The sequence below is a fragment of the Blastococcus sp. SYSU DS0828 genome (genome assembly GCF_054050975.1).
In genome coordinates, this window is record NZ_JBJHAK010000006.1 from 14,992 (window position 1) to 38,422 (window position 23,431).

Sequence of the window (23,431 nt, forward strand, 5' to 3'; positions counted from 1 at the left end):
GGGCAGGGCACGAGCGAGCGGGGACCAGGCTCGTCAGAGGACGTAGGTGGCGATCATCTGCCCGAGCTGACGGATGTCCGCGTTGCCCTTGAACTCCAGCCGGACCTTCCCGAGCCCGCTGAACCAGAGGTCCAACTCCGCGTCGAGGTCGAACGTCCCGGCGGTCTCGATCGAGAACGCCTGCACCTTGCTGTAGGGAAGGGACGTGAAGTCCCGCTTCTTGCCCGTCATGCCCTGCACGTTCACGGCGATGAGCCGCTTGTTCGTGAAGACGACGAAGTCACGCACCGCTTTGAAGCAGGCGACGATCTGCTCCCCCTGGATGAGCAGCGGCGCCACGGCGGGACCGATGTCCTGGGGATTCGCGGGGTTGAGCTTGAAGACGGAACCGTTGGAGAAGTCGATCACCCCCGCACGCTAGGTGCCGGAGCACGGGAGTCGTCCTCGACGCGCGGAGCCCGGGACAGGCTGCCTACCGCAGCCGGCGGGTGGTGTCGGGCAGCCGCTCGGTGACGCCCCGGGCGTCCAGCCACTCCATGAGGGGCACCGCGACCCGGCGGCTGGTCCCCCACGCCTGCCGTGCCTGGCTGAGGGTGAACGGCTGCGGGATCCGCGCGAGCCGCTCCCGGGCCACCGTGTCGACGCCGGGAGCCAGGTAGACGCCCTCCCCGACGCGCACGAGCTGCCCGCTGCGGACGGCCGCCGCGAGCTCCCGGGTGCCCAGCCCCGCGTCGGCGAGCTCGGGCGCCTCCGGAGCGGCGAACGGATCGGCCGCCAGCCGGGCACGAACGGCGTCGACCGCCCGCTGGACCTCCGGCGGCAGGTCCGCCGCGCCGTCGACGACGCGGCCCTCGCGCAGCACCAGCGGCTCGCGGACCAGCGCCGGCACCAGCTCGGCGTCGGGCAGCTCGAGCGCCCGGCGCACCACCTCCGCCGGCGGCCCCGGCTCCAGCGGCCGCAACCGCCGGTAGCGGGCGACGATCTCGGGCACCCGCGCGGCGAGCTCGTCGGCCAGCCCGTCGGCCAGCAGCCAGGGGCCGAGCCGGGTCGCCCCGGCAGGTACCGGCCAGCCCATCGCGGCGAAGTCGGCGGAGCGCACGATCCGGCGGCGGGCGAGGTCGGCCGAGGCGCCGTCGGAGCCGGCGGGCTGCGCCACGAGCTCGGCGGCCCGCTGCCGGGCGGCGCCGCGGCGGCGCAGCTCGGGCGGGTCGACGTCGCGCACGGCGGCGCCGAGCACCCGCCGGGCGCCGGGGTCGCGCAGCAGCAGCCGGTCACCGATCCGCAGCGGCAGCGGGAAGGCGAGGCGCAGCCGCACCGCCCGGCCGTCCAGCGGCCGCAGCCGCGCACCCACCGTCGCGGAGCCGACGTGCACCACCGGCTCGGCCGGCAGCCGCTCCTCCGGCGCCCCGGCCAGCGTCGCGTCGACGACGTCGGTCAGCCGGAACGCGCCCGGGGTGAGCAGCGCGTCACCGCGCGAGAGGTCCTCGACCGCGACACCGCGCAGGTTGAGCGCCACGCGCGCGGTGGCCGCGGCCCGCTCGACCGGCTCGCCGAGCGACTGCACGCCGCGCACCGTGACCTCGCGGTCCCCCAGCAGGAACCGGTCGCCGGGCGCGACCGCTCCGGCGGCGAGCGTCCCGGTGACCACCGTGCCGGCCCCCTTGATGCTGAAGGCCCGGTCGATCCAGAGGCGCACCGGCGCGTCGGGGTCCGGGGCCGGGAGCGCGCCGAGGAGCTCCTCCAGCCGAGCGGTCAGCTCGGCCAGCCCCTGCCCGGTGATCGAGCTGACCGCGACGCCGGGGACCTCGCCCATCGACGTCGCGGCCAGCCGCTCGCGCACGTCGGCGAGCACCGGCGCGGGGTCGGCGAGGTCGGCCTTGGTGACGGCGAGCAGGGCGTGCCGCACCCCGAGGGCGTCCAGGACGGCGACGTGCTCGGCGGTCTGCGCCGACCAGCCGTCGTCGGCCGCGACCACGACCAGCGCGGCCGGCACCGAGCCGACGCCGGCGAGCATGTTGCCCACGAACCGTTCGTGTCCGGGCACGTCCACGACGGCCAGCCGGCGCCCCGAGGGCAGGGTGGTCCAGGCGAAGCCGAGGTCGATGGTCAGCCCGCGGCGGCGCTCCTCGGCCCACCGGTCGGGCTCCATGCCGGTGAGCGCGCGCACGAGGGCCGACTTGCCGTGGTCCACGTGACCCGCGGTCGCGATCACGTCCACCGGCGGACCACCTCCAGGACGGCCGCGGCGAGGGCGCCGTCGTCGGAGGGATCGACGCTGCGCAGGTTGAGCAGCGTGCGACCGTCCTCGACGTAGCCGACCACCGGGGTGGCGCCCAGGCGCAGCGGCTCGGCGAACCGCTCGGGCAGCGCGACCGCGGCCCCGGGCAGCGGGTGCTCGGGCGCCCCTCCCCCGCCGACGCGGGAGTCGGCGTCCACCGCGAGCGCGTCCACGCCCCCGGCCGCCAGGCGCTCCGCCAGCGCCCGGGCCCGTGCCCGCAGCTCCTCGACGTCGGCGGCGAGCATCCGCTGCACGGGCGGCAGCGGGCCGCGCAGCGTCGCCTCCAGCGCGGCCAGCGTGGTCTTGTCGACCCGGAACGCCCGGTAGAGCGGGTGCCGGCGCAGGCGCTGCACCAGCTCCGCGCGGCCGAGGACGAGGCCGGCCTGGGGGCCGCCGAGCAGCTTGTCACCGCTGGCGAGCACGAGGTCCGCACCGGCGGCGAGCGCCGTCTGCAGGTCGGGTTCGTCGGGGAGCACCGGATGCGGCCGGAGCAGCCCCGAGCCGACGTCGACGACCAGCGGGACCCCGGTGCCCTCGAGCGCCGCCGCGAGCTCGTGCACCTCGACCGCCCGGGTGAAGCCGCGCACCACGAAGTTGGACGGGTGCACCTTCAGCACCGCGCCGGTGTCCGGGCCGAGCGCCCCGCGGTAGTCGGCCAGGGCGACGCGGTTGGTGGCGCCGACCTCGCGCAGCCGGGCGCCGGTGCTCTCCAGCAGCTCGGGGATGCGGAAGCCGTCGCCGATCTCGACCAGCTCGCCGCGGGCGAGCACCAGCTCCCGGCCCTGCCCCAGCGCGGTGGCCACCAGCGCCAGCGCGGACGCGCAGTTGTTCACCACGAGCGCGGCCTCCGCGGCCGGGACCGCCGCCAGCAGCGCCGCGATGGCCGCCTCCCCCCGCGGGCCCCGGCGACCGGTGCGCAGGTCGAGCTCGACGTCGGTGGTGCCGCTCGCCGCGGCCACCGCCGCGACGGCGGCCTCCGACAGGGGCGCGCGGCCGAGGTTGGTGTGCACGACGACGCCGGTGGCGTTGAGCACCGGGCGCAGGCTGCCGGCTGTGGGCGGGAGGTCGGCGAGGACGGCGTCGACGGCGGCGTCCGGCGCCACCTCGCCGGCCCGGATGCGCTGCTGCACGCGCTGGACGGCGCCCTTCACCAGGACGCGCCCCAGCCGCTCGCCGGCGCCGGCGAGGCGGGGGTCGGCGAGCAGCGTGTCCGTGCGGGGCACCTGGCGGCGCGGGTCGGTCGTCATCGCCCCGCAGCGTAGGTGCGGGGCGGGAGCTGGCGGAGGCGGACGGGAATCGAACCCGCCTGGCCGAGATGCTCGGCCACGTCGGCTTTAGAGGCCGCGGGGGCCACCAGACACCCTGACGCCTCCGCCCGGCAGCCTACGTGGAACTGTCGGTGGTCGCTGCCAGCATCGGCAGCGTGAACCGCACCGAGCCCCGCACCCCGGCCACGCTGCCGCCGGTCACCCTCACGCCCGAGGAGGCCGCCGCCGTCGCCGCCGCGCTGGCCGCCCCGGCCGCGGGGCCCTATGCCGAGGCGGGGCAGACGGCGCTGGAGAAGGTGTTGACGGCGCTGGAGCCCGATCCGGCCCAGCGGGCGCGGCTGCTGGCGAGCAGCCGCTGGCTGGCCGCCGAGGCCGCACGGGACGCCGAGGTGCGGCGGCGTCTGGAGCGTGGGCTGGCCGAGCGGCGCGTCGTGGTGCTGCACTACTGCGACGGCCAGAACCGCTGGTCGGAGCGGGCCGTGGAGCCGCAGCTGCTGGTCCACACCGGGGCGCACCGATTCCTGGTGGCCTGGTGCCGCGAGCGCCAGGCGCTGCGCTGGTTCCGGGAGGACCGCATCGGCGGCGCCGAGGTCACCGACGAGGCGGCACCACGTCGTGAACTGGCCGGGATCGGGGGGCCACCGTCCGCCGGGCACCCGGCCGGGCGGAAGCTCCCCCGCACCCCGCCCGAGCCACCCCGGCTGCGGGTACTGCCCGGCGGGCGGGCCTAGATTCGGGGGTGTGACCACCGCACCCGCGCGCATCCGGCTCACCCAGTACGCCCACGGCGGGGGGTGCGCCTGCAAGATCCCGCCCGGGGAGCTCGAGGCCGTCGTCGCCGGGCTCACCGCGCAGGGGCCGGTCGACCCGGCGGCCGAGCTCGTCGTCGGCCTGGACGACGGCGACGACGCGGCCGTCGTGCGCCTCGCCGGCGGGCAAGGGCTGGTGCTGACCACCGACTTCTTCACCCCCGTCGTGGACGACGCGTACACCTTCGGCCGGATCGCCGCCGCGAACGCGCTCTCCGACGTCTACGCCATGGGTGGCACGCCCGTCGTGGCGGTCAACCTGCTCGGCTGGCCGCGCGACGTGCTGCCCGCCGAGCTGGCGACGGAGGTGCTGCGGGGCGGGCTGGAGGTGGCGCAGGAGGCGGGCTGCCACGTCGGCGGCGGCCACTCCATCGACGACCCGGAGCCGAAATACGGGATGGCGGTCACCGGCGTGGTCGACGTCGACCGGATCATCACCAACGCCGGCGCGGTCGCCGGCACACCGCTGAGCCTCACCAAGCCGCTCGGCGTGGGCGTGCTCAACAGCCGGATGAAGGCCACGGGCGAGGTGTCGGAGGAGGCGGTCGCCTCGATGACCGCGCTCAACCGCGACGCCGGCCGGGCCGCAGTGGCCGCCGGCATCCGCGCGGGCACCGACGTCACCGGGTTCGGCCTGCTCGGGCACCTCTACAAGATGGCGCGGGCCAGCGGGGTCACCGCCGTCGTCGACGCCGCCGCCGTCCCCTACCTGGCCGGCGCGCGTGAGGCGCTGGCGGCGGGGTTCGTCTCCGGCGGCACCCGGCGCAACCTGGACTGGGTGCGCCCGCACGCCGACCTCTCCGCGGTCGGCGAGGACGAGGCGCTGCTGCTCGCCGACGCCCAGACCTCCGGCGGGCTCCTGCTCGGCGGCGAGGTCGCCGGCTCCCCGGTGATCGGCGAGTTCGTGCCGCGCCAGGAGCACGTGGTCATCGTCCGCTGACAGCCCCAGGAGCATCGCAGCGAGGAACGAGCGAGGAGCGGACTGGGGCGCGCAAGCGGACCAGAGCCATCGTCCGCTGACAGCCCCAGGAGCATCGCAGCGAGGAACGAGCGAGGAGCGGACTGGGGCGCGCAAGCGGACCAGAGCCATCGTCCGCTGACAGCCCCGGGAGCGGCCGTCCGCCGCCGGCCCGGCATGTTGCCGGGGACACGCCGGTCACCCGCTCCCCACGCGTGGGATGCCCTGGCCCACCGGCGCACGCCGCTGCCACGCTGCCGCCGCGACGGACCCGGAGGTCCCGTGGTCCGGCACCGAGGAGGTCGCGATGAGGACGAGGACGGTCCGGCGGGCTCTCGCCGTCGTGCTGCTGGCGCTCGTGTCCGGGGGGACGGCGACCGGGGCGGCCGCGGCCACCGAGGAGCGGATCGGGTTCGCCACCACGGGGCTCGACGGCGTGGACGCGCGGACCGGGTGGACGCTGCACAGCGCCCCCCAGGTGTTCGACCCGCCGGACGAGGAGCCGTTCGGCGTGACCGACTTCTTCGTCGCCGGCCCGTTGCCCGGCGGCGGGGAGGGCGTCCTCTACGAGTGCACCACCGAGGACCGGGTGCGGGCACGGCTGGACGGGGTGCGCTCCGCGGTCGCCAGCGGCGTCCTCCAGGTCGACTGCTCCTCCCCCGTCGGACTGCCGGACCGGCAGGGCTACGCCGTCGTGGACGTGGCCTGGCGCGGGACCGGGCCGGTGGAGCAGCACGTCTTCCAGCGTGGGGAGTGCACCGAGTACCTCGACGTCCGCGCCGCCCGGGTCGCCGGGGGCGCCCGACTGGTCGTGCGCGACGTGGCCGTGGGCCGGTTGGTCAACCTCGACCCCGCCGAGAACGACCTGCGCCAGCAGCGGATCGTCTGCGGCTGAGTCCTCGGGGCAGCTGGTCGAACGCCCGGACCGGTCTGCCGAGGCATCCGGGACGTCGGCCCTACTGCGGGTCGACGCCCGGATCCCCCGGGGTCCGCTGCCGGGCGGGGAGGCGCCCGCGGCCCGCCGGTCGGACGAGTGCGCCTCGCGTGGGGAGCTCGTCGTCCGGTCGCTCGCGGGGAACCGCCCGGGCGCTGCGCAGCACGAGCGCCACACCGACCGCGCAGACGAGGATGCCGGGCAGCGCCGTCGGGCCGGGGGGCTGCCCGAACATCGCCCACGCCCACAGCGCGGTCGCCGGCGGCGTCAGGTACAGCAGCGTGCTGGCAGTCGTGGCGCCCGACCGGCGCACCACGAACAGGTAGCTGCCGTAACCCCCCACGGTGGAGAGCAGGACCAGCCAGGCCATCGCCACCCAGAACGCCGGCTCGGCCGGCGGGGAGAGCTCCCCTCGCGCGCCGGCCACCGCACCGAAGACCAGCGCCGCCACGGCGGACTGCAGGGCGAGCGCGACGGCCAGCGACTCCGCCGGTGCCCACCGCCGCTCCAGCAGCGTGCCGGCGGAGAGACCGGCCAGGGCCACGACCGGGAGCAGGAAGGCCACGGGCGAGGCGCCGCCCGCACCGAGATCGCCCACGACCACGAGCGCGACGCCGCCCGCACCGACGAGCAGCCCCACCCGCTGGCGCGCCGTTGTCCGCTCCCCCAGCAAGGGTGCCGCGACGACGGCGACGACCAGCGGCTGGAGCGCCGTGACCAGCGCCGACGTGCCGGCCGGGACGCCCGCGCCCGCGGCGGCGAAGACGCCACCCAGGTAGACCGCCTGCACGAGGAGGCCGAGGCAGGCCTGGCGCAGCAGGGAGCCGGGCCGCAGGCGCTCGCCCTGCAGCAGCACCCAGCCGCCGAGGAGAGCCGCCGCGAGCCCGGTGCGCCAGGCGAGCACCGTCGCGACCGGAGCGTCCCGGGTGGCGAACTCCGCGCCGACGAAGCCGGACGACCAGCACACGACGAGGACGCCCGCGGCCACGGCGTCGGTACGGCGATCCCTCACCCGGCCGAGGTAACCACACCGGTCGGTATACTCGCAGTGCACCGATCGAGAGGAGCGGGACATGTCCGACGTGATCGCAGCACCGACCAGCCTGACCCCAGCCGCAGAGCGGCTGCTCGACGCCGCCTCGCGACTCTTCTACGCCCACGGCATCCGGGCCGTCGGGGTCGACGCCATCGCGGAGGCTGCGGGCACCACCAAGAAGACCCTCTACGACCGGTTCGGCTCGAAGGACGCGCTGGTCGCCCTGTACCTGGAGCGCCGGGCCTGGACGTGGCAGCAACTCCTCGAGGCCGAGATCGCGGCACGCGCCCCGGGCAGCGACCGGGTCCTCGCCGTCTTCGACGCGGCGCGCCGGTGGCGGGAGGAGCAGCAGCGGGGCTGCGCGTTCGTGAACGCCTACGCCGAGATCGGCGGCACGGACCACCCCGCGCTCCCGGTAATCCGCGCCGAGAAGGAGTGGATGCGGCGACGGTTCACCCAACTCGCCACCGAGGCCGGGATCGCGCACCCGGAGGCGATCGCGGCGACGCTCCACCTGCTCTACGAGGGCGCGCTCGTCGCCTCCACCGCGGGCGACGACCCCGAGGCGCTGACGACGGCACGTGAGGCAGCCGCGCGCCTGGTCGGTTAGGTTCGCGGCCATGCTGGCTGCCTTCGTCTCCACCCCGAACCCGAAGGACCCGCTCTCCGTGCTGGAGATCGGCGAGCGCCCCGAGCCGGAGGCTCCCGACGGCTGGACGACCATCCAGGTCAAGGCGGTCTCGCTGAACCACCACGACCTGTTCAGCCTCCAGGGCATCGGCCTGCCCGCCGAGCGGATGCCGATGATCCTCGGCACCGACGCCGCCGGCATCGACGCCGACGGCAACGAGGTCGTCGTCCACGGGGTCATCTCCACCCCTGACTGGATGGGCGACGAGACCCTCGACCCGAAGCGCTCGCTGCTGTCGGAGGTGCACCAGGGCTCGATGGCGGAGAAGGTCGCCGTCCCGAAGCGGAACCTGCTGCCCAAGCCCGCTGAGCTCTCCTTCGCCGAGGCCGCCTGCCTGCCCACCGCATGGCTGACCGCCTACCGGATGCTGTTCGTGAAGTCCGGCCTGCGCCCGGGGCAGACGGTGCTCGTGCAGGGCGCCAGCGGCGGCGTGGCGACGGCGCTCATCGTGCTCGGCCGCGCCGCCGGCTACCGGATCTGGGTGACCGGCCGCAGTGAGGAGAAGCGGGCCGCAGCCCTCGCGCTCGGCGCCGAGCAGGCGTTCGAGAGCGGCGCCCGGCTGCCCGAGCGGGTCGACGGCGTCATGGAGACCGTCGGCGAGGCCACCTGGAGCCACAGCATCAAGTCGCTGAAGCCCGGCGGCGTGCTCGTCACCTCCGGCGCGACCACCGGGTTCAACCCCGGCGCCGAGCTGAACCGGGTCTTCTTCACCCAGCTGTCGGTCATCGGCTCGACCATGGGCACGAAGGCCGAGCTGGAGGCGCTCATCCAGATGTGCGCCGTCACCGGCATCCGGCCGCAGATCGACGTCGAGCTGCCCCTGGCACAGGCCCGGGACGGCTTCGCCCGGATGCTCGAGGGGCGCACCAACGGGAAGATCGTCTTCACGCTCTGAAGGGGCCACCGGTGATCGCTCGCATGTGGCGCGGTCGGGTCCGCACCGCGGACCGCGACGCCTACGTCGACTACATCGAGGGCACCGGCATGGCCGAGTACCGGCAGACCCCGGGGAACCGGGGCGCGCACATGCTCACCCGCGATCTGGGCGACGGTCACACCGAGGTGGTCACGCTCAGCTTCTGGACCGACCGGGACGTCATCCGCGGCTTCGCCGGCGAAGACATCGAGCGGGCCGTCTTCTATCCCGAGGACGACCGCTACCTGGTGGAGCGCGAGGAGACGGTCACGCACTTCGAGGTCACCCCCGGCGGCTGACCGGGGTCAGTGCACGACCTTGAGCCCGATCACGCAGCCGACAATGCCCGCCAGCAGCAGGATCCGCACCAGTGACACCGGCTCGACGCCGGTCACCATCGCGTAGGCGACCGTGAGGACGGCGCCGATGCCCACCCACACCGCGTAGGCCGTGCCCAGCGGGAGCTCGCGCATGGCGTAGGCCAGCCCACCCATGCTCGCGACCAGGGCGACGCCGAACACCACCGAGGGCACCAGTCGGGTGAAGCCGTGCGAGCGGTCGAGCGCCGCCGCCCAGACGGCTTCCAGCATCCCGGACACGACCAGCACCACCCACGACATCGCGGCCTCCTCTGGCGCCGTCTTGTCGCACACCGGGTACGGCACCGCTCGTCCGGGAGCCGGGGAGCGGCTCCCCTCCAGCCTCGCACGTGTCAACGACAGTTGACACGGCGGCGGTACGCAACTTAAGTTGACAGCCATGGCGGACACGGCACAGGTGGCTTCGGCAGCCAGCAGCAAGGACCCGGCGGTGGGGCTCACGGCGGTCCGGTCGCTGCGCGTCCTCGTCGAACGGCTGGAGGCGCTCCAGGTCGACAACGCCCGCGACCAGGGCTGGACCTGGGAGCAGATCGCCCAGCAGCTCGGCGTCAGCCGGCAGGCGGTGCACAAGAAGTACTCACGCGGCCGCGGGCCGCTCCGACGGAGGGACTGAGGATGTTCGAGAGGTTCACGCAGGACGCCCGGGACGTCGTCACCGGCGCCCAGCACCACGCCCGCACCCTCCGCTCACCGCGGATCGGCACCGAGCACCTGCTGCTGGCCCTGCTGGCCCAGCGGACGCCGACGGCCGCGGTCCTCGCCCGTCATGGCCTCTCCACCGAGGTGGTCACCGCGGACGTCGTCCGGCTCACCGGCGGGGACGAGCTCGACGCCGACGCTCTCACGAGCGTGGGCATCGACCTGGACGCCGTTCGGAGCAGCGTGGAGGCGACCTTCGGCCCCGGCGCCCTGGACGACCCGGGACGCAAGCCGCCGAAGGCCGGGCACATCCCCTTCACGCCCCGGGCGAAGAAGGTGCTCGAACTGTCCCTGCGGGAGGCGCTGGCCATGAGGTCGCGCAGCATCACCGACGGGCACATCGCGCTCGGCCTGGTCCGGGAGGGCGAGGGGCTGGCGATGAAGGTGCTGCACGACCGCGGCGTCGACCTCCCGGCCCTCCGCGACGACCTCAGGCTCGGGCTGGACTCCTGACCGGCCCTCCGCGGAGCAGGACCAGCGCCGCCACCGCGGCCAGCGCGGACGCGATCGCCGCGCCGGCGAAGACCGTGTGCAGCTGCGTGAGCACCGCCGCCTCCGTGGCGGCGTCGTAGGCGGCACAGTCGGCGGGGGTGGCAGGGCACAGCTCCATGGGGGTGCCGATCGCCGCCACTTCGGCGGTGAAGCGGCGCAGGGCGACGGCGGTGAGCAGCGACAGCCCGGCCAGCATGCCGACGGTGCGCGCGACGACCGCCAGCGAGCTCGCGCTGCCGTGCACCCGGGGCGGGGTGACCGCCAGCAGGACCGCGTTCACCGGCGCGATGGCGAGGCCGAACCCGAGGCCCGCGGCGACCAGCACGACGGTGGAGCCGACACCGTCCAGCGACCGCTCGTCCCACCCGATCATCGCGGCGAACGCCGCCGCGGTCAGCGCCATCCCGGCACCGGCGACGGCACGCGGCGGCACCACCCGGCACAGCCAGCCCCCGGCCACCGCCCCCACCGGCACGGCGACCAGCAGCCGCAGCAACACCAGCGCCGCCGCCAGCTGGTTCCCGGGCGCGGTCGTGGCCCGGGCGAACAGCGGGACGTCGACGAGCGCGGCGACCAGCGCGGCGCCCACGAAGACGTTGACCACCAGCGCGCCCCAGGCACCGACCGGGCGCAGCGCGGCCAACGGCAGCACCGGCTCGGGCGCCCGCCGCTCGTGCAGCACGAACAGCAGGCCGGCGACCGCGGCCACCGGCAGCAGCAGCCGGCCGTGCGCCACGACCTCGCGGGCCGGGTCGGCGGCGGCGAAGGCCCAGACCAGTGCGCCCAGCGACACCACGGCCAGCGCCGAGCCGACGACGTCGACCTCCCGGGCCAGCCGGCCCAGCCCGCGCAGCGGCAGCACCGCACCGGCGGGCCGGGCGATACCGCGCGCCACCAGGGCGCCGGTGGCCAGCACGGTGAGCAGCAGCAGCGGCGCCGTCCACCCCCACCCGTCGGCCAGGGGGACGTAGAGCAGCCCGAGGGTGATGTCCTCGGCGAGCGCGGAGGGCTCGGCGAGCAGCAGCCCCAGGGCGGTGGCGGCGACGACGGCCAGCGCCACCCCGATCGGATCCGGTCGCCGCACCCGGCCGGTCACGACGACGCCGGCGGCCAGACCCACACCCAGGAGCAGGTTGAGCCAGAAGATCGCCCGCCAGTCGGCGACGGCCAGCACGGCGGCCCCCGCCAACGGCCCCAGGACGGCGCCCGCCTCCTGGACCGCGCCCACGATGCCGAGCGGGACCGCCCGGCGCTCGGGCGGCCACCGGTCGGCGACCAGCGCGAGCGTGGCCGGCACCAGGCCGCCGGCCCCGATGCCCTGCAGGCCGCGACCGGCCACGGCCGGGCCCAGCGTCTCCGCCGTCGCCGTCAGCAGCGAGCCCAGCGCGAACAGCAGCAGGCAGCCGATGAGCACGGGCGCCCGCCCGCGGAGGTCCGCCAGCCGGCCGAGCAGCGGCAGCGTGGCGGTGTAGCCGAGCAGGAAGCCCCCGACGATGGGGGTCGCCCGCTGCAGCTCGTCCAGCCCGACCCCGACCCCGGTGAGGATGTCGGGCAGCGCCAGGACGACGACGTAGGTGTCGGCGGCCGTGACCAGCACGGCGAGGGTGGCGAGGGCGATCGCGGCCGGCCCCGGGACCGGCCGGGACGGGGCGACCGCAGCCTCAGCCGGTGGCCGGCGCGGTGATCTCGACATCGGCCCCGAAGTCGCTGAGCTCGAGGAGGTAGGTGGCGTCGGTGCCGGCTTCGAAGAAGGGGCCGGTCAGCTCCGCCCGGCGCAGCTCACCGCTGTCGGTGGCGATCGAGAACCGGGCCTGCACCGGCTGGGACGGGTCCTCGCTGGCGAGCACCTGCTCCACCAGGTCGCCGGGCAGCTCGGCGGTCACCTCGCGGACGACCTCGCCGTCCACCCGCCGCTCCTCCCCCAGCTCGGCCGCCCCCGCCTGGACCAGCAACTGGGAGATGCCGGTCTCGGGGTCGAGCAGCGCGCCGGGGTCGCCGAAACCGAACTGGGCGGGGTCGATCACGCTGAACCCGCTGGTGAACGGCAGCTGCGCGTACACGGTCCCGTCGACGGAGACCACCTGCAGGTCCAGCGTGGAGCCCAGCGCCAGCACCTGGAGCGTGCCGTCGAAGGAGGCCGGGCGGGCGATGTCGCCCTCGCCGCCGACCAGCACCGTCCCGGTGGTCGGGGCACCCTCGCTGGCCAGGTCGAAGTGCGCGCTCTCCGCCTCGTCCAGCGTCTGCTTGGCCCGCTCGAGCAGGCCGTCCGCCGACACCTCGGGCTCGTCGGACCCGCAGGCGGCGAGCACCGGGCCGACGACGATCACCAGCGCGAGCAGCGGCACGCCGGATCGGCGCAGCAGCATGACGTCCTCCCGTCGCGGCAGGGCTCCCCCGCCGTCGCGGCGGACACTAGCGCGCCGTCACGACTAGAGGATGGGCGTGACCCGCCTGGCGACCTTGCCAGCAACCTTCGCGCGGACCCTGTCGGGCAGATGGGGCAGCGCCGGCTCCAGCTCGGCGATCCGGTACTTCTGGGTCGTCAACGCCCGGAAGGCCAGTCCGACGGTCACCTCGTGGTCGGGTCGGAACACGAGCTCGACGGCGTCGCCGGCACCGACGTCCCCGGTCTCGAGCACCCGCAAATAGGCGCCCGGCGCCCCGTGCGCGGTGAACCGCTTGACCAGCTGCGGCTCGTCCCAGAAGCGGGCGAAGTTGGCGCACGGGATCCGGGGCGCGGTCACCTCGAGCAGCGTCGTCCCGACCCGCCAGCGCTCGCCGAGGACGGCGTCGGTGAGGGCGAGCCCCGTCGTCCGCAGGTTCTCGCCGAACATGCCCGGCGGCAGCTCGCGGGCGAGTTCCGCGGTCCAGAAGTCGGCGTCCTCCTGGGCGTAGGCGTAGAGCTGCTGGCCGTCCCCACCGTGGTACTTCCGGTTGACCTGGACGTCGCCGTCCAGCCCCCGCTCCCCGACGGCCACCCGACCGAGCACCGGCCGCTTGGCGATCCCGCTGCGGTCGGGCCGACGACCGGGCAGCGGGAGGAGGTCGGTCCCGGACACGCAGACGGCGTCGACCCGCCCGGTCACTTGGGCTTGGCGGAGGCGGTCGACTCGTTGGTGGAGAGCGCGGCGACGAACGCCTCCTGGGGGACCTCGACGCGGCCGACCATCTTCATCCGCTTCTTGCCCTCCTTCTGCTTCTCCAGCAGCTTCCGCTTGCGGGTGATGTCACCGCCGTAGCACTTGGCGAGGACGTCCTTGCGGATGGCGCGGACCGTCTCGCGGGCGATCACCCGGGAGCCGACCGCGGCCTGGATCGGCACCTCGAACTGCTGCCGCGGGATGAGCTCGCGCAGCTTGCCGGCCATCATCACGCCGTAGCTGTAGGCCTTGTCCTTGTGCACGATCGCGCTGAACGCGTCGACCGCCTCGCCCTGCAGCAGGATGTCCACCTTCACCAGCGCGGACTCCTGCTCGCCGGCCTCCTGGTAGTCGAGCGAGGCGTAGCCGCGGGTGCGGGACTTCAGCGCGTCGAAGAAGTCGAAGATGATCTCCCCCAGCGGCAGGGTGTACCGCAGCTCGACGCGGGACTCGCTGAGGTAGTCCATGCCGCCGAGCTGGCCGCGCCGACCCTGGCAGAGCTCCATGATCGCGCCGGTGTAGTCGCTGGGCGCGATGACCGTGGCGTTGACGATCGGCTCGTAGACGCGGTCGATCTTGCCCTCGGGCCAGTCGCTGGGGTTGGTCACCGTGTGCTCGGTGCCGTCCTCCATGATCACCCGGTAGACGACGTTCGGGGCGGTGGAGATCAGGCTGATGCCGGCCTCGCGCTCCAGCCGCTCGCGGACGATCTCCAGGTGCAGCAGCCCCAGGAAACCGACGCGGAAGCCGAACCCGAGCGCCGCCGACGTCTCCGGCTCGTAGACCAGCGCCGCGTCGTTGAGCAGCAGCTTGTCCAGCGCCTCGCGCAGCAGCGGGTACTCGCTGCCGTCGATCGGGTAGAGGCCGGAGTAGACCATCGGGCGCGGGTCGCGGTACCCGCCGATGGACTCCGCCGCCGGCTTGTTCGCCAGCGTCACGGTGTCGCCGACGCGGGACTGGCGGACGTCCTTCACGCCGGTGATGAAGTAGCCGACCTCGCCGACGCCGAGGGAGTCCACGGGCTTGGGCTCGGGCGAGATGACGCCGATCTCGAGCAGCTCGTGGGTCGCGCCGGTCGACATCATCTTGATCTTCTCGCGGGCGGAGATGCGCCCGTCGACCACGCGCACGTAGGTGATGACGCCGCGGTAGATGTCGTAGACCGAGTCGAAGATCATCGCCCGCGCCGGCCCCTCGGCGACGCCGGTGGGCGCGGGGATCTCCTCGACGATGCGGTCGAGCAGCTCGGGCACGCCCTCGCCGGTCTTGCCGCTGACGCGGAGGACGTCGTCGGGGTCGCAGCCGATGATGTGCGCGATCTCCGCGGCGTACTTCTCCGGCTGGGCGGCCGGCAGGTCGATCTTGTTGAGCACCGGGATGATCGTGAGGTCGTTCTCCAGCGCCAGGTAGAGGTTCGCCAGCGTCTGCGCCTCGATCCCCTGCGCCGCGTCCACCAGCAGCACCGCGCCTTCGCAGGCGGCCAGCGACCGGGACACCTCGTAGGTGAAGTCGACGTGCCCGGGGGTGTCGATCATGTCGAGGACGAACTCACCGCCGGCGTGCTCACCGGAGCGCTGGGTCCACGGCAGGCGGACGTTCTGCGCCTTGATGGTGATGCCGCGCTCGCGCTCGATGTCCATGCGGTCGAGGTACTGGGCGCGCATCTGCCGGGCCTCGATGATCCCGGTGACCTCGAGCATCCGGTCGGCCAGCGTCGACTTGCCGTGGTCGATGTGGGCGATGATGCAGAAGTTCCGGATGCGGGCCGGATCGGTGGCAGCAGGAGTCGTCACAGTGCCGCCATCGTCCCACGTCCCGGCCCGAGGCCCTAGCCCGGCGCGGCGAGGGGCTCGCGCGGGGTGTGCGGGAGGTCGCCGGACGGCGGGTTGGGGTGGCCGGCCGGACGCTGGTATCTTTGCAGGCCGGTCCTGTGGCGCATGCCCGGACGCAGATCTTCAGCACCATTGTCAGAAGTACTCCCTCCTGTCGAGACACCGAGGCTCACGCGTGGCGAACATCAAGTCCCAGATGAAGCGGATCAAGACCAACGAGAAGGCGCGTCAGCGCAACGTTGCCGTCAAGTCCGCCCTGAAGACGGCCGTCCGGCGGGTGCGCACCGCCGCCGAGTCCGGGGACGCCGCGGCCGCGACCGCCGCCTACCAGGCCGCTGCCAAGCAGCTGGACAAGGCCGCCAGCAAGGGCGTCATCCACAAGAACCAGGCCGCCAACCGCAAGTCGGGTCTGGCGAAGCTCACCGCCGGTCTCTGATCGGCCCGCGTCCACCCGGACGCGCACGCTCGACGACGAGCCCCCTCCCCTCGCGGGGACGGGGGCTCGTCGCGTTCCCTGCTGCCGCAGCACCCTCCTACCGCCCTCAAGGACTGCCCGTGACCTCCCCCGGACGCCGCTTCCTCGTCCTGCACGGGTGGCAGAACCGCCGGCCCGCGCACCACTGGCAGTGGCAGCTCGTGGAGTCGCTGCGCGCCGCCGGCGAGCAGGTCCTCTATCCCCAGTTCCCGGACCCGGACCGGCCGGTGGTCGGCACCTGGACCGAGCTGCTGCGCGCCGAGCTGGCCCAGCTGGGCGCCGGCGAACGCGTCGTCGTGGCGCACTCCCTCGCCGTGCCGCTGTGGCAGCACGCGGCGTCCCTGCTGACGCCGGCGGAGCGCGTGGACCGGGTGCTGCTGGTCGCCCCGCCGGCGCCCGAGGTGCTGGCCGGGTACCCGGAGGTGGCCGCCTTCGCCGCCTTCGGCCCTGATGCGCACCAGCTGAGCCGTGGGGCCGGCTCGGTGCGCCTGGTGGCGAGCGACGACGACCCGTACTGGCCCGGCGGCGGTGCGGTGCCCGTGTACCGAGCGCTCGGTGTCGACGTCGACCTGCTGCCGGGTCAGGGGCACCTCGACCCGGAGGCCGGGTACGGCCGCTGGCCCGCCGTCGAGGCGTGGTGCCGCGACCCGTCGACCCGCCTGGCCCGCGCTGATCCGCCGCGTCGGGCCGGTCACGGCCCGCCCCGGCCGGGAGGTGGAGGTCGCGCGGCCTCAGATGCGCGGCACGAGAGCTGCCGGGACGACGACCGTGCGGGCGAGGCGGTCGTGCAGCGCCCGCCTCCGCGGATCGCGCCAGGCCATGCCGAGGCTGAGCAGCGGCAATAGCAGCGACAAGGCGTAGCTGACGCCCATGACCACCCACTCGTCGCTGCCGAGGATGGCTCGTGCGACGGCGAGGTGCGCCAGCTGCCAGGGCAGCCACTTCACCGCATTCCGCCAGGCCGCTCGCCCGATGCCGGGGCCGACCGGTTCCGCGGGCAGGTCGGCCTGCGGCGTCGTGTCGTCGACCGCCACCCGCAGGCCGGCGCGCTCCTTGCCCGGACCGGCATGCCGGGCACCGGCTTCGCGGAGCGTGAAGTACAGCCACACGGGCAGCACGGTGGCCGCGAAGACGCCCAGGTCGGCGATCACCAGGTCGACCGGGTCGCGCTGACCTCCCTCCGGGACGAGACCCGACAGTCGCGCCCCCGCCGCCACCGCCGCGAGCACGGCGAGCCACCCGAGGATGACGACGTAGTCCCACCCGGCCGCCCTCCAGCGCGCGACAGCCGACCACGTTCCGGGACCGTCGGGTTCCATGGGCGACAAGCTAGCGGTTCGTCCTCCGGAGCGGTCTCGACGCGCCCGCCTCGGCGCTGGGCTCAGCGGCCGGTGCGGGCCGGTCGGCCCCGACCCGTCTCCGCCCGGATGGTGACGATGCGGCGGATGGCCCGCTCGAGGGCGTAGTCCGCGCTGGCCGCGACACCCTTGACGTCGGCGTTGAGGTCGGCGGCCACGCCGAGGGCCAGCTGGAGGCCCTCGATGCTCCAGCCGCGCGCCTGCGCCTGCGCCTTCTTGACCTTCCAGGGCGGCATCTTCAGCGTGCGGGCGAGGTCGCCGGGGTTGCTGGAGCTCAGCGAGGCCACCCGGGCCGCGGTGCGCACGCCGTCGGCGATGGCGTCGGCGATCAGCACGTGGGCGACCCCGCGCTCGAGCGCCCAGCGCAGCATCTCGATCGAGCCCGCCCGGTCACCGGTCAGCACGCGCTCGGCCACGGTGAACCCGGTGACCTCGGCCTGCCCGCGGTGGAACCGGGCGACGTCGTCGGCATCGATGCTGCCGCCGAAGTCGGAGACCAGCTGACCGGCGGCCGCCGAGAGCGCGCGCAGGTCGGCGCCCACGGCGTCGACCAGTGCGGTGACCGCATCGGGGGTGATCCGGCCGCCGAGCCGGCGCACCTCGTTGCGCGCGAACGCGATGCGGTCGCCGACGGAGGAGACCTTGGGGCACTCGTCGACCGCCGCACCGGCGGCCTTGAACGCCTTGACCAGGGCCTCGTTCCGCTTGCCACCGGAGTGCACGATCACCAGCGTCAGGTCCGGGTCCGGTTCCTTCGCGTAGCCGGCCAGGGCATCGGCCAGCGCGCCGGCCGACTCCTGCACCCCGGTGACGACGACGAGCCGGTGCCCGCCGAACAGCGACGGCGCCAGCACGTCGGCCAGCTCCCCCACCGGCAGCCCCATGGCCGCCAGTTCGTGCACCTCGGCGTCGGGGTGGCGGGCGAGGATCGCCCGGCGCACGGCCCCGACGGCGCGGGAGCGCAGCAGCTCCTCCTCGCCGATCACCACGCGCAGGTGCGACGTGGGCTCGACGGGGGCGGCAGGCACCTCCGCATGGTGCCACGCGGGACCGACGCTCCGCGGTGGCCGCCCGGGAGCCCGGGACCGGGGCGTCGATGGCTCCGGGTCCGCCTGCCGCCGCCTGGCCGCCGGGGTCCGCGCCCCGGGCGGCGATCCCCCAGTTCCCGGCCCGGCCGACCACCGCGAGGTCGCCGTCCCGGTCGGTGCGGTGCACCCGCGTGCCGGCGTCGGCCAGCCACCCCAGCAGCCGCGGAGCGGGGTGCCCGTAGGTGTTGTCCGCCGCCACCGAGATGAGCGCGGCTCGCGCCCCGGTGGCGGCGAGGAACGCCGGGTCGGCGTCGCCGCTGCCGTGGTGGGGCACCTTGAGCACGTCGGCGCGGAGATCCGTGCCGTCGCGCAGCAGCGCGGCCTCCTCGTCGGCACCGATGTCGCCGGTGAGGAGCAGGCGCACCCCCGCGGCGGTGACCCGGACGACGAGCGACAGCCCGTTGGGATCGGCCGCCGCGGTGGCCCGGCGCGGATCGGGCGCGAGCACCTCGATCTCGACCCCGGCAACGCTGCGGCGGTCGCCCGGCACGAGGAGCTCGCGGGTGCCGCCGGCGCGCCGCACCAGGGCGTCGATGCCCGAGGCCCGGTCGTCGGCCGGCGAGAGGGTGCCGCTCGCGACGACGCCCACCGTGCGATCGCCCAGGGCGCCGGCGAGGCCGCCCACGTGGTCGGCGTCCAGGTGAGAGAGCAGCACGAGGGGCAGGTGGTCGATCCCGAGGCGGTCGAGGCAGCGGTCGATCGGGGCGACGTCCGGGCCGGCATCGACCAGGATCCCCCGGCCGTCGCCCACGGGGAGCACCAGGCCGTCGCCCTGCCCCACGTCGCAGGCCACCAGCAGCGCTCCGGCCGGCGGCCAGCCGTCCAGCTGCTGGCGCAGCGGCCAGCCCACCGCGACCACCCCGACGAGAGCCGCGAGCGCGAGCAGCCGCGCCCGGGGGAACCGCCACAGCAGGTACCCCAGGGTCAGCAGGAGGCCGGTGAGCAGCAGCGCCCCCACCGTCCCGGCCGGCCAGCCGGCGACGGCGTCCGGCGCGGCCGCCGCCCGCTCCGCCACGAGCACGATCCAGCGCACCGGCCACCCGGCGAGCCAGACCAGAGCGTCGCCGGCCCAGGGCCAGGGCACCCCGAGGGGCGCGGCCAGCAACCCGAGGACGGTCGCCGGCGGCACGGCCGGGGCCGCCAGGAGGTTGGCCGGCACCGAGACCAGGCTGACCGTGCCGGTGAGCCCGGCGATCACCGGAGCGGTCGCCAGCCCGGCGGCGACGCTCACCGCCACGGCGTCGGCCGGCCACCCGGGCCAGCCGTGCCCGCGCAGCCGGCGCGCCCACGGCGGGGCCAGGAGCACGATGGCCGCGGTGGCCGCGACGGACAGCGTGAAACCGGCGTCCCGCGCCAGCCCCGGCTGGACCAGGAGCAGCACGGTCACCGCGGCACCGAGCGCCGGCAGCGCGGCCCGCGACCGCCCGGAGGCGAGTGCGAGCAGGGTGACCGCGCCCATGGCGGCGGCCCGGAGCACGCTGGCGCTCGGCCGGGCCAGCACGACGAAACCGACGAGCGCCAGCCCGCCCACCAGCGCCTGGATCCGGCGGTCGACGGCCCGGCGCCGCAGCGGCCGGAGGATGCCGGCGATCACGATCGCCACGTTGGCCCCGGAGACGGCGGTCAGGTGCGCCAGCCCGGCCTGCTGGAACTCCTCGTCCAGCACCGGGTCCATCCGGCTGGTGTCACCCACCACCAGCCCCGGCAGCAACCCGCCGGCCCGGTCGTCCAGCACGCGGTCCGCGGCGGCGGCCAGGGCGTGCCGCAGCTCGCCCGCCACGCGCTGGACGGCCCCGGGGCCGCCGACCGGCTCCGGCGGACCGCGGGCCGACAGCACCGCCACCACGTCGTCGCCCCCTCCGGGGAGTGCCAGCCCGGCGCGCACCCGGAGCTGCTGCCCGGGCAGGAGCCCGGACCAGCCGTCGGCGGGTGCGAAGACGAGGACGGCCTCCTCCAGCCGGTGAACCGCGCCGCCGTCGGCGAGCACCGTGACGTCCGCCTCGAGGAGGACGCGCGACGCACCGCCGCCGCCCGCCAGCGCCCGGGGATCGGTCCGCACGGTCACGGTCACCTGCGCGGTCCCGCCCTCCGCGGCGGCTGCGCGCAGCGGGGACGCCTCGCGCGCCGCGCCGCGCACCGCGCCGGCGCCGGAGGCCACCGCGAGGCCGGCCAGGACGACGAGGGCGACGCTCGCCGCGGGACCGCGGGCACGCGCGAGGAGGACCGCCGCACCGAGCGCGGCCCCACCCAGGGCGGCCAGCACCGGCCACCGCACCAGCGGCGCCCCCAGCGTCACCATCCAGACCGCGCCGGCGAGCGGCCAGAGCCGCAGGTCGAGGAAGCGCCAGCGGTCGAGCGCCGCGCTCACACCGACACCAGCTCGGCGAGCTCGGCCGCCTTCGCCGGGCCGATGCCCGGCACGTCGTCGAGCTCCTCGACGCTGCGGAAACCGCCGCTGCGGGTGCGGTGCTCGACGATGCGCTGGGCGAGGACCGGGCCGATGCCCGGCAGCGCGTCCAGCTCCGCCACCCCGGCGGTGTTCAGGTCGACGCGGCCCCCGCCGCCCGGGGGGCCGCCCGCGGGCGGCCCCTCCGCGCCCGCACCGGGCACACCCACGGCGACCTGCTGCCCGTCGGAGAGGAGCGCGGCCAGGTTCACCGAGGCCGGGTCGGCCTCGGGCAGGAGCCCGCCGGCCGCCTCGACCGCGTCGGCGACCCGGGCGCCCGCGGTGAGCGTGACCAGACCCGGCCGCGCCACCTGCCCCACCACGGAGACGACCACGGTGCCGGCGGTCTCGGCCACCTCCCCACCGGGGGCTCGCCGGCTGCGGGGGTGGCCGGCGCGGTGGGCGAGGGCAGCGGCGCCGCCGCTGGCTCCACCCGGGGCCGCTGGGACCACGTCCAGACCAGCAGGAGCAGGACCGCCACCACCGCGGCGGCCCACACGGCGCGCCCACCGGCGCGGCCGGCGTCCCAGCGGGGCGTCGTGCCGGGTGCCCGGTGCCGCCCCACACCGGCGGGTGGGTCCGGGCGCCCCGCGACGTCGACCGGCACGGTGATCCGGTCGTCCGCCGGCCAGGGCGGGTCGTCGTCCTCGGGGACCCAGCCGTCGGCGGCGGGGCGCGGCTCGGCCAGGACGGCGCGCAGCCGGGCACGGATGACGTCGGCGTCGTCGTCACGGCGGGCAAGCAGGCCCACCCCGGATACGATAGGGCGCGGGCCCCCCCAACCCGGTAGACCGGACGCCGGGTGGGGTGGGCTGCGGGGGGTGTGGCCGGCGCGGGGGCCCGCGCGGACGCCGGCTCGGGGGGGCCGGGGGAGGTTCGGGGGGGGCGTGGCCTGCAGCTCCTGACGGCGACTGGGCCGCCGTCAGGAGCAGTTCCTCACGCTGCGCGGCGTCCAGGCAGACCCGAGAGGGAATGGGCGTGCGGGCCGGCTGCGGCGAAGGTGGCGGCGGTGACGACCAGCGGCAGGGTGCTCATCGGCAGCGTCCGCTGGTTGCCCCCGTGCCCGCAGGAACTTGCCCTGGGGCCGCTGCTCACGCGGTCAGAAGGTAGGGCCCGCCTCCGGTGTGCGCCAGTGGCTGCGCCGCGGCAGCGGAAAGGGGGAGCACCAGGGCCACCCAGGGGCCTTGGCGGAGGCCTCCGCACGCCGGAGACTGCGCTGGGACATCCAGGAGCGGAGGACAGATGCGGGTCGAGGTGACCGACGACACCGGGCAGCACCGGTACGAGGGGCGGATCAACGGGGAGCTGGCCGCGATCGCGGAGTACATCCGGACGGCACAGCTCGTGGTGTTCACGCACACGGAGGTGCTGCCCGGTCACGAGGGTCAGGGCGTCGCCTCGGACCTGGTGCGCCAGGCGCTGGACGACGTGCGCAGCCAGGGCCTTGCGGTTCTGCCGTTGTGCCCGTTCGTGGGCGCCTGGATCGGGCGCCACCGGGCGGAGTACGGCGACCTGGTCTACCACTCGCGCACCACGGTCACCCCGGAGGCCGACGCCGCAGCACGGTGACCGCGGAGCCCTCGCCGGCCGGGAGCCGGTGCCGAGGGCGTCGACGGCCGGGCGGTCATGGGCCGTATGGACAGCGACCGCTCTGCGGAGCGGCGGACGGGCCGTGGGACTGCCGCCCGGCACGCCGTCCGGTGAGCCCTGCCGCTCACCGCGGGGGCTGGTCCCCCACGTCCAGAGGCTCCCCGGCATGCCGGGACACGACCACGCCGACGGCTCCCGGGCCGACGTGCGCGCCGATGGCGGCACCGAGCTCGCTCACGTGCAGCTCCTGCACCCGGGGGACGCGGGCCCGCAGCTCGGTGACCAGCCGGTCGGCCCGCTCGGCGGCGGCGAGGTGGTGCACGGCGAGGGAGACCTCCCGGTCGCCGGCGTGCTCGACGACGTGCTGGACCAGGCGGGCGAGCGCGCGCGCCGAGGTCCGTACCTTCTCCAGCGGCACGACCCGGCCGTCGACCACGTGCAGCACCGGCTTGACGGCCAGCGCCGAGCCCAGGACCGCGGCCGCGGAGCCGATCCGCCCGCCCCGGCGCAGGTGCTCCAGCGTGTCGACGACGAACAGCGTGCGGGTGCGGGCGGCGGCGTCCCGGGCGACCTGCGCCACCGTGGCGCCGTCGGCCCCGCAGGCCGCTGCGCGGGCGGCCGCCAGGACGGCGAACCCGGTGCCCATCGCCGCCGAGCGGGAGTCGACGACGGAGACGATGTGCTCCCCCACCTGCGACGCGGCGACGCGGGCGGCGTCCCAGGTGCCGGAGAGCTCCGCGGACAGGTGGACCGAGACCAGCCGGTCGGCCCCCGCGTCCAGCGCGGCGCGGTAGGCGGCGACGAAGTCCCCGGGCGTGGGCCGCGACGTGGACACCCGCTGGCCGCGGGTGGAGAGCGCCTTCGCCACGTCCTCGGCGCTGATGTCCTCGCCCTCTCGCCCCGAGCGGCCGGCGAGGACGACGTAGAGCGGGACGACCCGGACGCCGTACTCGTCGGCGAGCGGGCGGGGCAGGTAGGCCGTCGAATCGGTGAGGACGGCGACGGGCACCCGGCGAGGCTAGCTGCCGACCGCGCGCCGTA

Annotated in this window: 24 protein-coding genes, 1 tRNA gene, 1 pseudogene and 1 riboswitch; of the genes and pseudogenes, 11 read left to right on the forward strand and 15 right to left on the reverse strand. The window is 75.7% G+C overall.

The window, feature by feature from the left end; translation table 11 throughout:
* Positions 1-33 precede the first annotated feature (33 nt).
* The 4 genes from ACI79Q_RS06460 to ACI79Q_RS06475 all read right to left on the reverse strand — a co-directional run bounded on the left by ACI79Q_RS06460 (position 34) and on the right by ACI79Q_RS06475 (position 3,651).
* Positions 34-408, reverse strand: coding sequence for a PH domain-containing protein (locus ACI79Q_RS06460; RefSeq protein WP_456591243.1), 375 nt, complete (start codon positions 406-408; stop codon positions 34-36).
* 64 nt (positions 409-472) lie between these two features.
* Positions 473-2,218, reverse strand: coding sequence for a selenocysteine-specific translation elongation factor (selB, locus tag ACI79Q_RS06465; protein ID WP_456614410.1), 1,746 nt, complete (start codon positions 2,216-2,218; stop codon positions 473-475).
* Positions 2,209-3,525, reverse strand: coding sequence for an L-seryl-tRNA(Sec) selenium transferase (gene selA, locus ACI79Q_RS06470; RefSeq protein ID WP_456599117.1), 1,317 nt, complete (start codon positions 3,523-3,525; stop codon positions 2,209-2,211). The genes selB and selA overlap by 10 nt, the downstream gene beginning before the upstream one ends.
* Positions 3,526-3,555: 30 nt before the next feature.
* A tRNA-OTHER gene (locus tag ACI79Q_RS06475) sits at positions 3,556-3,651 on the reverse strand.
* Positions 3,652-3,701: 50 nt separating this feature from the next.
* On the opposite strand from ACI79Q_RS06475, the gene ACI79Q_RS06480 reads away from it, so the two are divergent.
* The 3 genes from ACI79Q_RS06480 (at position 3,702) to ACI79Q_RS06490 (ending at position 6,208) form a co-directional block, all read left to right on the forward strand.
* Entirely contained in the window at positions 3,702-4,277 is a 576-nt protein-coding gene (locus ACI79Q_RS06480; RefSeq protein ID WP_456614411.1) for a helix-turn-helix transcriptional regulator, read from the forward strand.
* A gap of 10 nt (positions 4,278-4,287) precedes the next feature.
* A complete protein-coding gene (gene selD / locus ACI79Q_RS06485; protein ID WP_456599115.1) occupies positions 4,288-5,295 on the forward strand; it encodes a selenide, water dikinase SelD in 1,008 nt (335 codons plus the stop codon).
* 325 nt (positions 5,296-5,620) lie between these two features.
* Positions 5,621-6,208: a hypothetical protein gene (locus tag ACI79Q_RS06490; protein WP_456587568.1), complete on the forward strand. Its 588-nt coding sequence runs from the start codon at positions 5,621-5,623 to the stop codon at positions 6,206-6,208.
* A gap of 61 nt (positions 6,209-6,269) precedes the next feature.
* Here the strand turns inward: ACI79Q_RS06490 and ACI79Q_RS06495 are convergent, their stop codons facing one another.
* Positions 6,270-7,259, reverse strand: a complete 990-nt coding sequence (locus ACI79Q_RS06495; protein ID WP_456614412.1) for a DMT family transporter — start codon at positions 7,257-7,259, stop codon at positions 6,270-6,272.
* 61 nt (positions 7,260-7,320) lie between these two features.
* On the opposite strand from ACI79Q_RS06495, the gene ACI79Q_RS06500 reads away from it, so the two are divergent.
* From ACI79Q_RS06500 to ACI79Q_RS06510, 3 genes are read left to right on the forward strand one after another with little or no spacing between them, the layout of a single operon-like run.
* The gene (locus ACI79Q_RS06500; protein ID WP_456599113.1) at positions 7,321-7,893 is read left to right on the forward strand and encodes a TetR/AcrR family transcriptional regulator; all 573 of its coding nucleotides are present in this window, start codon (positions 7,321-7,323) and stop codon (positions 7,891-7,893) included.
* Between the two features lie 10 nt (positions 7,894-7,903).
* Entirely contained in the window at positions 7,904-8,869 is a 966-nt protein-coding gene (locus ACI79Q_RS06505) for a zinc-binding dehydrogenase (RefSeq protein ID WP_456598401.1), read from the forward strand.
* A gap of 11 nt (positions 8,870-8,880) precedes the next feature.
* Positions 8,881-9,189: a hypothetical protein gene (locus tag ACI79Q_RS06510; RefSeq protein ID WP_456612711.1), complete on the forward strand. Its 309-nt coding sequence runs from the start codon at positions 8,881-8,883 to the stop codon at positions 9,187-9,189.
* A 6-nt stretch (positions 9,190-9,195) separates the two neighbouring features.
* Here the strand turns inward: ACI79Q_RS06510 and ACI79Q_RS06515 are convergent, their stop codons facing one another.
* Positions 9,196-9,510 (reverse strand): DMT family transporter, encoded by a 315-nt coding sequence (locus ACI79Q_RS06515; RefSeq protein ID WP_456612710.1) that lies wholly within the window; start codon positions 9,508-9,510, stop codon positions 9,196-9,198.
* A gap of 11 nt (positions 9,511-9,521) precedes the next feature.
* Positions 9,522-9,586, reverse strand: a riboswitch (guanidine-III (ykkC-III) riboswitch).
* Between the two features lie 63 nt (positions 9,587-9,649).
* Here ACI79Q_RS06515 and ACI79Q_RS06520 point away from each other — a divergent pair.
* Both ACI79Q_RS06520 and ACI79Q_RS06525 read left to right on the forward strand, forming a co-directional pair.
* Positions 9,650-9,883, forward strand: coding sequence for a helix-turn-helix transcriptional regulator (locus ACI79Q_RS06520; protein ID WP_456598403.1), 234 nt, complete (start codon positions 9,650-9,652; stop codon positions 9,881-9,883).
* Positions 9,884-9,885: 2 nt separating this feature from the next.
* Entirely contained in the window at positions 9,886-10,422 is a 537-nt protein-coding gene (locus ACI79Q_RS06525) for a Clp protease N-terminal domain-containing protein (RefSeq protein ID WP_456612709.1), read from the forward strand.
* Here the strand turns inward: ACI79Q_RS06525 and ACI79Q_RS06530 are convergent.
* From ACI79Q_RS06530 to lepA, 4 genes are all read right to left on the reverse strand, one after another.
* Positions 10,400-12,058, reverse strand: coding sequence for an MFS transporter (locus tag ACI79Q_RS06530; RefSeq protein ID WP_456614413.1), 1,659 nt, complete (start codon positions 12,056-12,058; stop codon positions 10,400-10,402). The two genes, ACI79Q_RS06525 and ACI79Q_RS06530, sit on opposite strands and share 23 nt — an antisense overlap.
* A 64-nt stretch (positions 12,059-12,122) precedes the next feature.
* The gene (locus ACI79Q_RS06535; protein ID WP_456614414.1) at positions 12,123-12,827 is read right to left on the reverse strand and encodes an LppX_LprAFG lipoprotein; all 705 of its coding nucleotides are present in this window, start codon (positions 12,825-12,827) and stop codon (positions 12,123-12,125) included.
* A gap of 63 nt (positions 12,828-12,890) precedes the next feature.
* Positions 12,891-13,520: an MOSC domain-containing protein gene (locus ACI79Q_RS06540; protein WP_456612706.1), complete on the reverse strand. Its 630-nt coding sequence runs from the start codon at positions 13,518-13,520 to the stop codon at positions 12,891-12,893.
* 23 nt (positions 13,521-13,543) lie between these two features.
* Positions 13,544-15,394, reverse strand: a complete 1,851-nt coding sequence (lepA, locus tag ACI79Q_RS06545; protein ID WP_456587579.1) for a translation elongation factor 4 — start codon at positions 15,392-15,394, stop codon at positions 13,544-13,546.
* A gap of 214 nt (positions 15,395-15,608) precedes the next feature.
* Here lepA and rpsT point away from each other — a divergent pair, with 214 nt between their 5' ends.
* Both rpsT and ACI79Q_RS06555 read left to right on the forward strand, forming a co-directional pair.
* Positions 15,609-15,869 carry a 30S ribosomal protein S20 gene (gene rpsT, locus ACI79Q_RS06550; RefSeq protein WP_236826314.1) on the forward strand — a complete coding sequence of 87 codons (261 nt, stop codon included), beginning with the start codon at positions 15,609-15,611 and terminating at the stop codon, positions 15,867-15,869.
* A gap of 119 nt (positions 15,870-15,988) precedes the next feature.
* Positions 15,989-16,753: an RBBP9/YdeN family alpha/beta hydrolase gene (locus ACI79Q_RS06555; protein ID WP_456612705.1), complete on the forward strand. Its 765-nt coding sequence runs from the start codon at positions 15,989-15,991 to the stop codon at positions 16,751-16,753.
* Here ACI79Q_RS06555 and ACI79Q_RS06560 read toward each other — a convergent pair.
* From ACI79Q_RS06560 to ACI79Q_RS06575, 4 genes and pseudogenes are all read right to left on the reverse strand, one after another.
* Positions 16,640-17,227 (reverse strand): RDD family protein, encoded by a 588-nt coding sequence (locus ACI79Q_RS06560; protein ID WP_456612704.1) that lies wholly within the window; start codon positions 17,225-17,227, stop codon positions 16,640-16,642. The genes ACI79Q_RS06555 and ACI79Q_RS06560 overlap by 114 nt on opposite strands.
* Before the next feature lie 62 nt (positions 17,228-17,289).
* The gene (gene holA, locus ACI79Q_RS06565) at positions 17,290-18,690 is read right to left on the reverse strand and encodes a DNA polymerase III subunit delta (protein WP_456614484.1); all 1,401 of its coding nucleotides are present in this window, start codon (positions 18,688-18,690) and stop codon (positions 17,290-17,292) included.
* Positions 18,671-20,653 (reverse strand): annotated as a pseudogene (locus ACI79Q_RS06570) (ComEC/Rec2 family competence protein); the annotation flags it as partial. The pseudogene ACI79Q_RS06570 and the gene holA, both read right to left, overlap by 20 nt.
* A gap of 65 nt (positions 20,654-20,718) precedes the next feature.
* Positions 20,719-21,156 (reverse strand): helix-hairpin-helix domain-containing protein, encoded by a 438-nt coding sequence (locus ACI79Q_RS06575; RefSeq protein ID WP_456614415.1) that lies wholly within the window; start codon positions 21,154-21,156, stop codon positions 20,719-20,721.
* Between the two features lie 886 nt (positions 21,157-22,042).
* On the opposite strand from ACI79Q_RS06575, the gene ACI79Q_RS06580 reads away from it, so the two are divergent.
* Positions 22,043-22,369, forward strand: a complete 327-nt coding sequence (locus ACI79Q_RS06580; RefSeq protein WP_456587584.1) for a GNAT family N-acetyltransferase — start codon at positions 22,043-22,045, stop codon at positions 22,367-22,369.
* A gap of 145 nt (positions 22,370-22,514) precedes the next feature.
* Here the strand turns inward: ACI79Q_RS06580 and ACI79Q_RS06585 are convergent, their stop codons facing one another.
* Entirely contained in the window at positions 22,515-23,399 is an 885-nt protein-coding gene (locus ACI79Q_RS06585; protein WP_456599111.1) for a DegV family protein, read from the reverse strand.
* Positions 23,400-23,431 lie beyond the last annotated feature (32 nt).

Bases quoted from the DNA above. Each gene is read 5' to 3' on its own strand.
- ACI79Q_RS06500 (WP_456599113.1), top strand. From the start codon at position 7,321: ATGTCCGACGTGATCGCAGCACCGACCAGCCTGACCCCAGCCGCAGAG.
- ACI79Q_RS06490 (WP_456587568.1), top strand. From the start codon at position 5,621: ATGAGGACGAGGACGGTCCGGCGGGCTCTCGCCGTCGTGCTGCTGGCG.
- ACI79Q_RS06560 (WP_456612704.1), bottom strand. From the start codon at position 17,227: ATGGAACCCGACGGTCCCGGAACGTGGTCGGCTGTCGCGCGCTGGAGG.
- ACI79Q_RS06515 (WP_456612710.1), bottom strand. From the start codon at position 9,510: ATGTCGTGGGTGGTGCTGGTCGTGTCCGGGATGCTGGAAGCCGTCTGG.
- ACI79Q_RS06525 (WP_456612709.1), top strand. From the start codon at position 9,886: ATGTTCGAGAGGTTCACGCAGGACGCCCGGGACGTCGTCACCGGCGCC.
- ACI79Q_RS06520 (WP_456598403.1), top strand. From the start codon at position 9,650: ATGGCGGACACGGCACAGGTGGCTTCGGCAGCCAGCAGCAAGGACCCG.
- ACI79Q_RS06505 (WP_456598401.1), top strand. From the start codon at position 7,904: ATGCTGGCTGCCTTCGTCTCCACCCCGAACCCGAAGGACCCGCTCTCC.
- selA (WP_456599117.1), bottom strand. From the start codon at position 3,525: ATGACGACCGACCCGCGCCGCCAGGTGCCCCGCACGGACACGCTGCTC.
- ACI79Q_RS06580 (WP_456587584.1), top strand. From the start codon at position 22,043: ATGCGGGTCGAGGTGACCGACGACACCGGGCAGCACCGGTACGAGGGG.
- ACI79Q_RS06535 (WP_456614414.1), bottom strand. From the start codon at position 12,827: ATGCTGCTGCGCCGATCCGGCGTGCCGCTGCTCGCGCTGGTGATCGTC.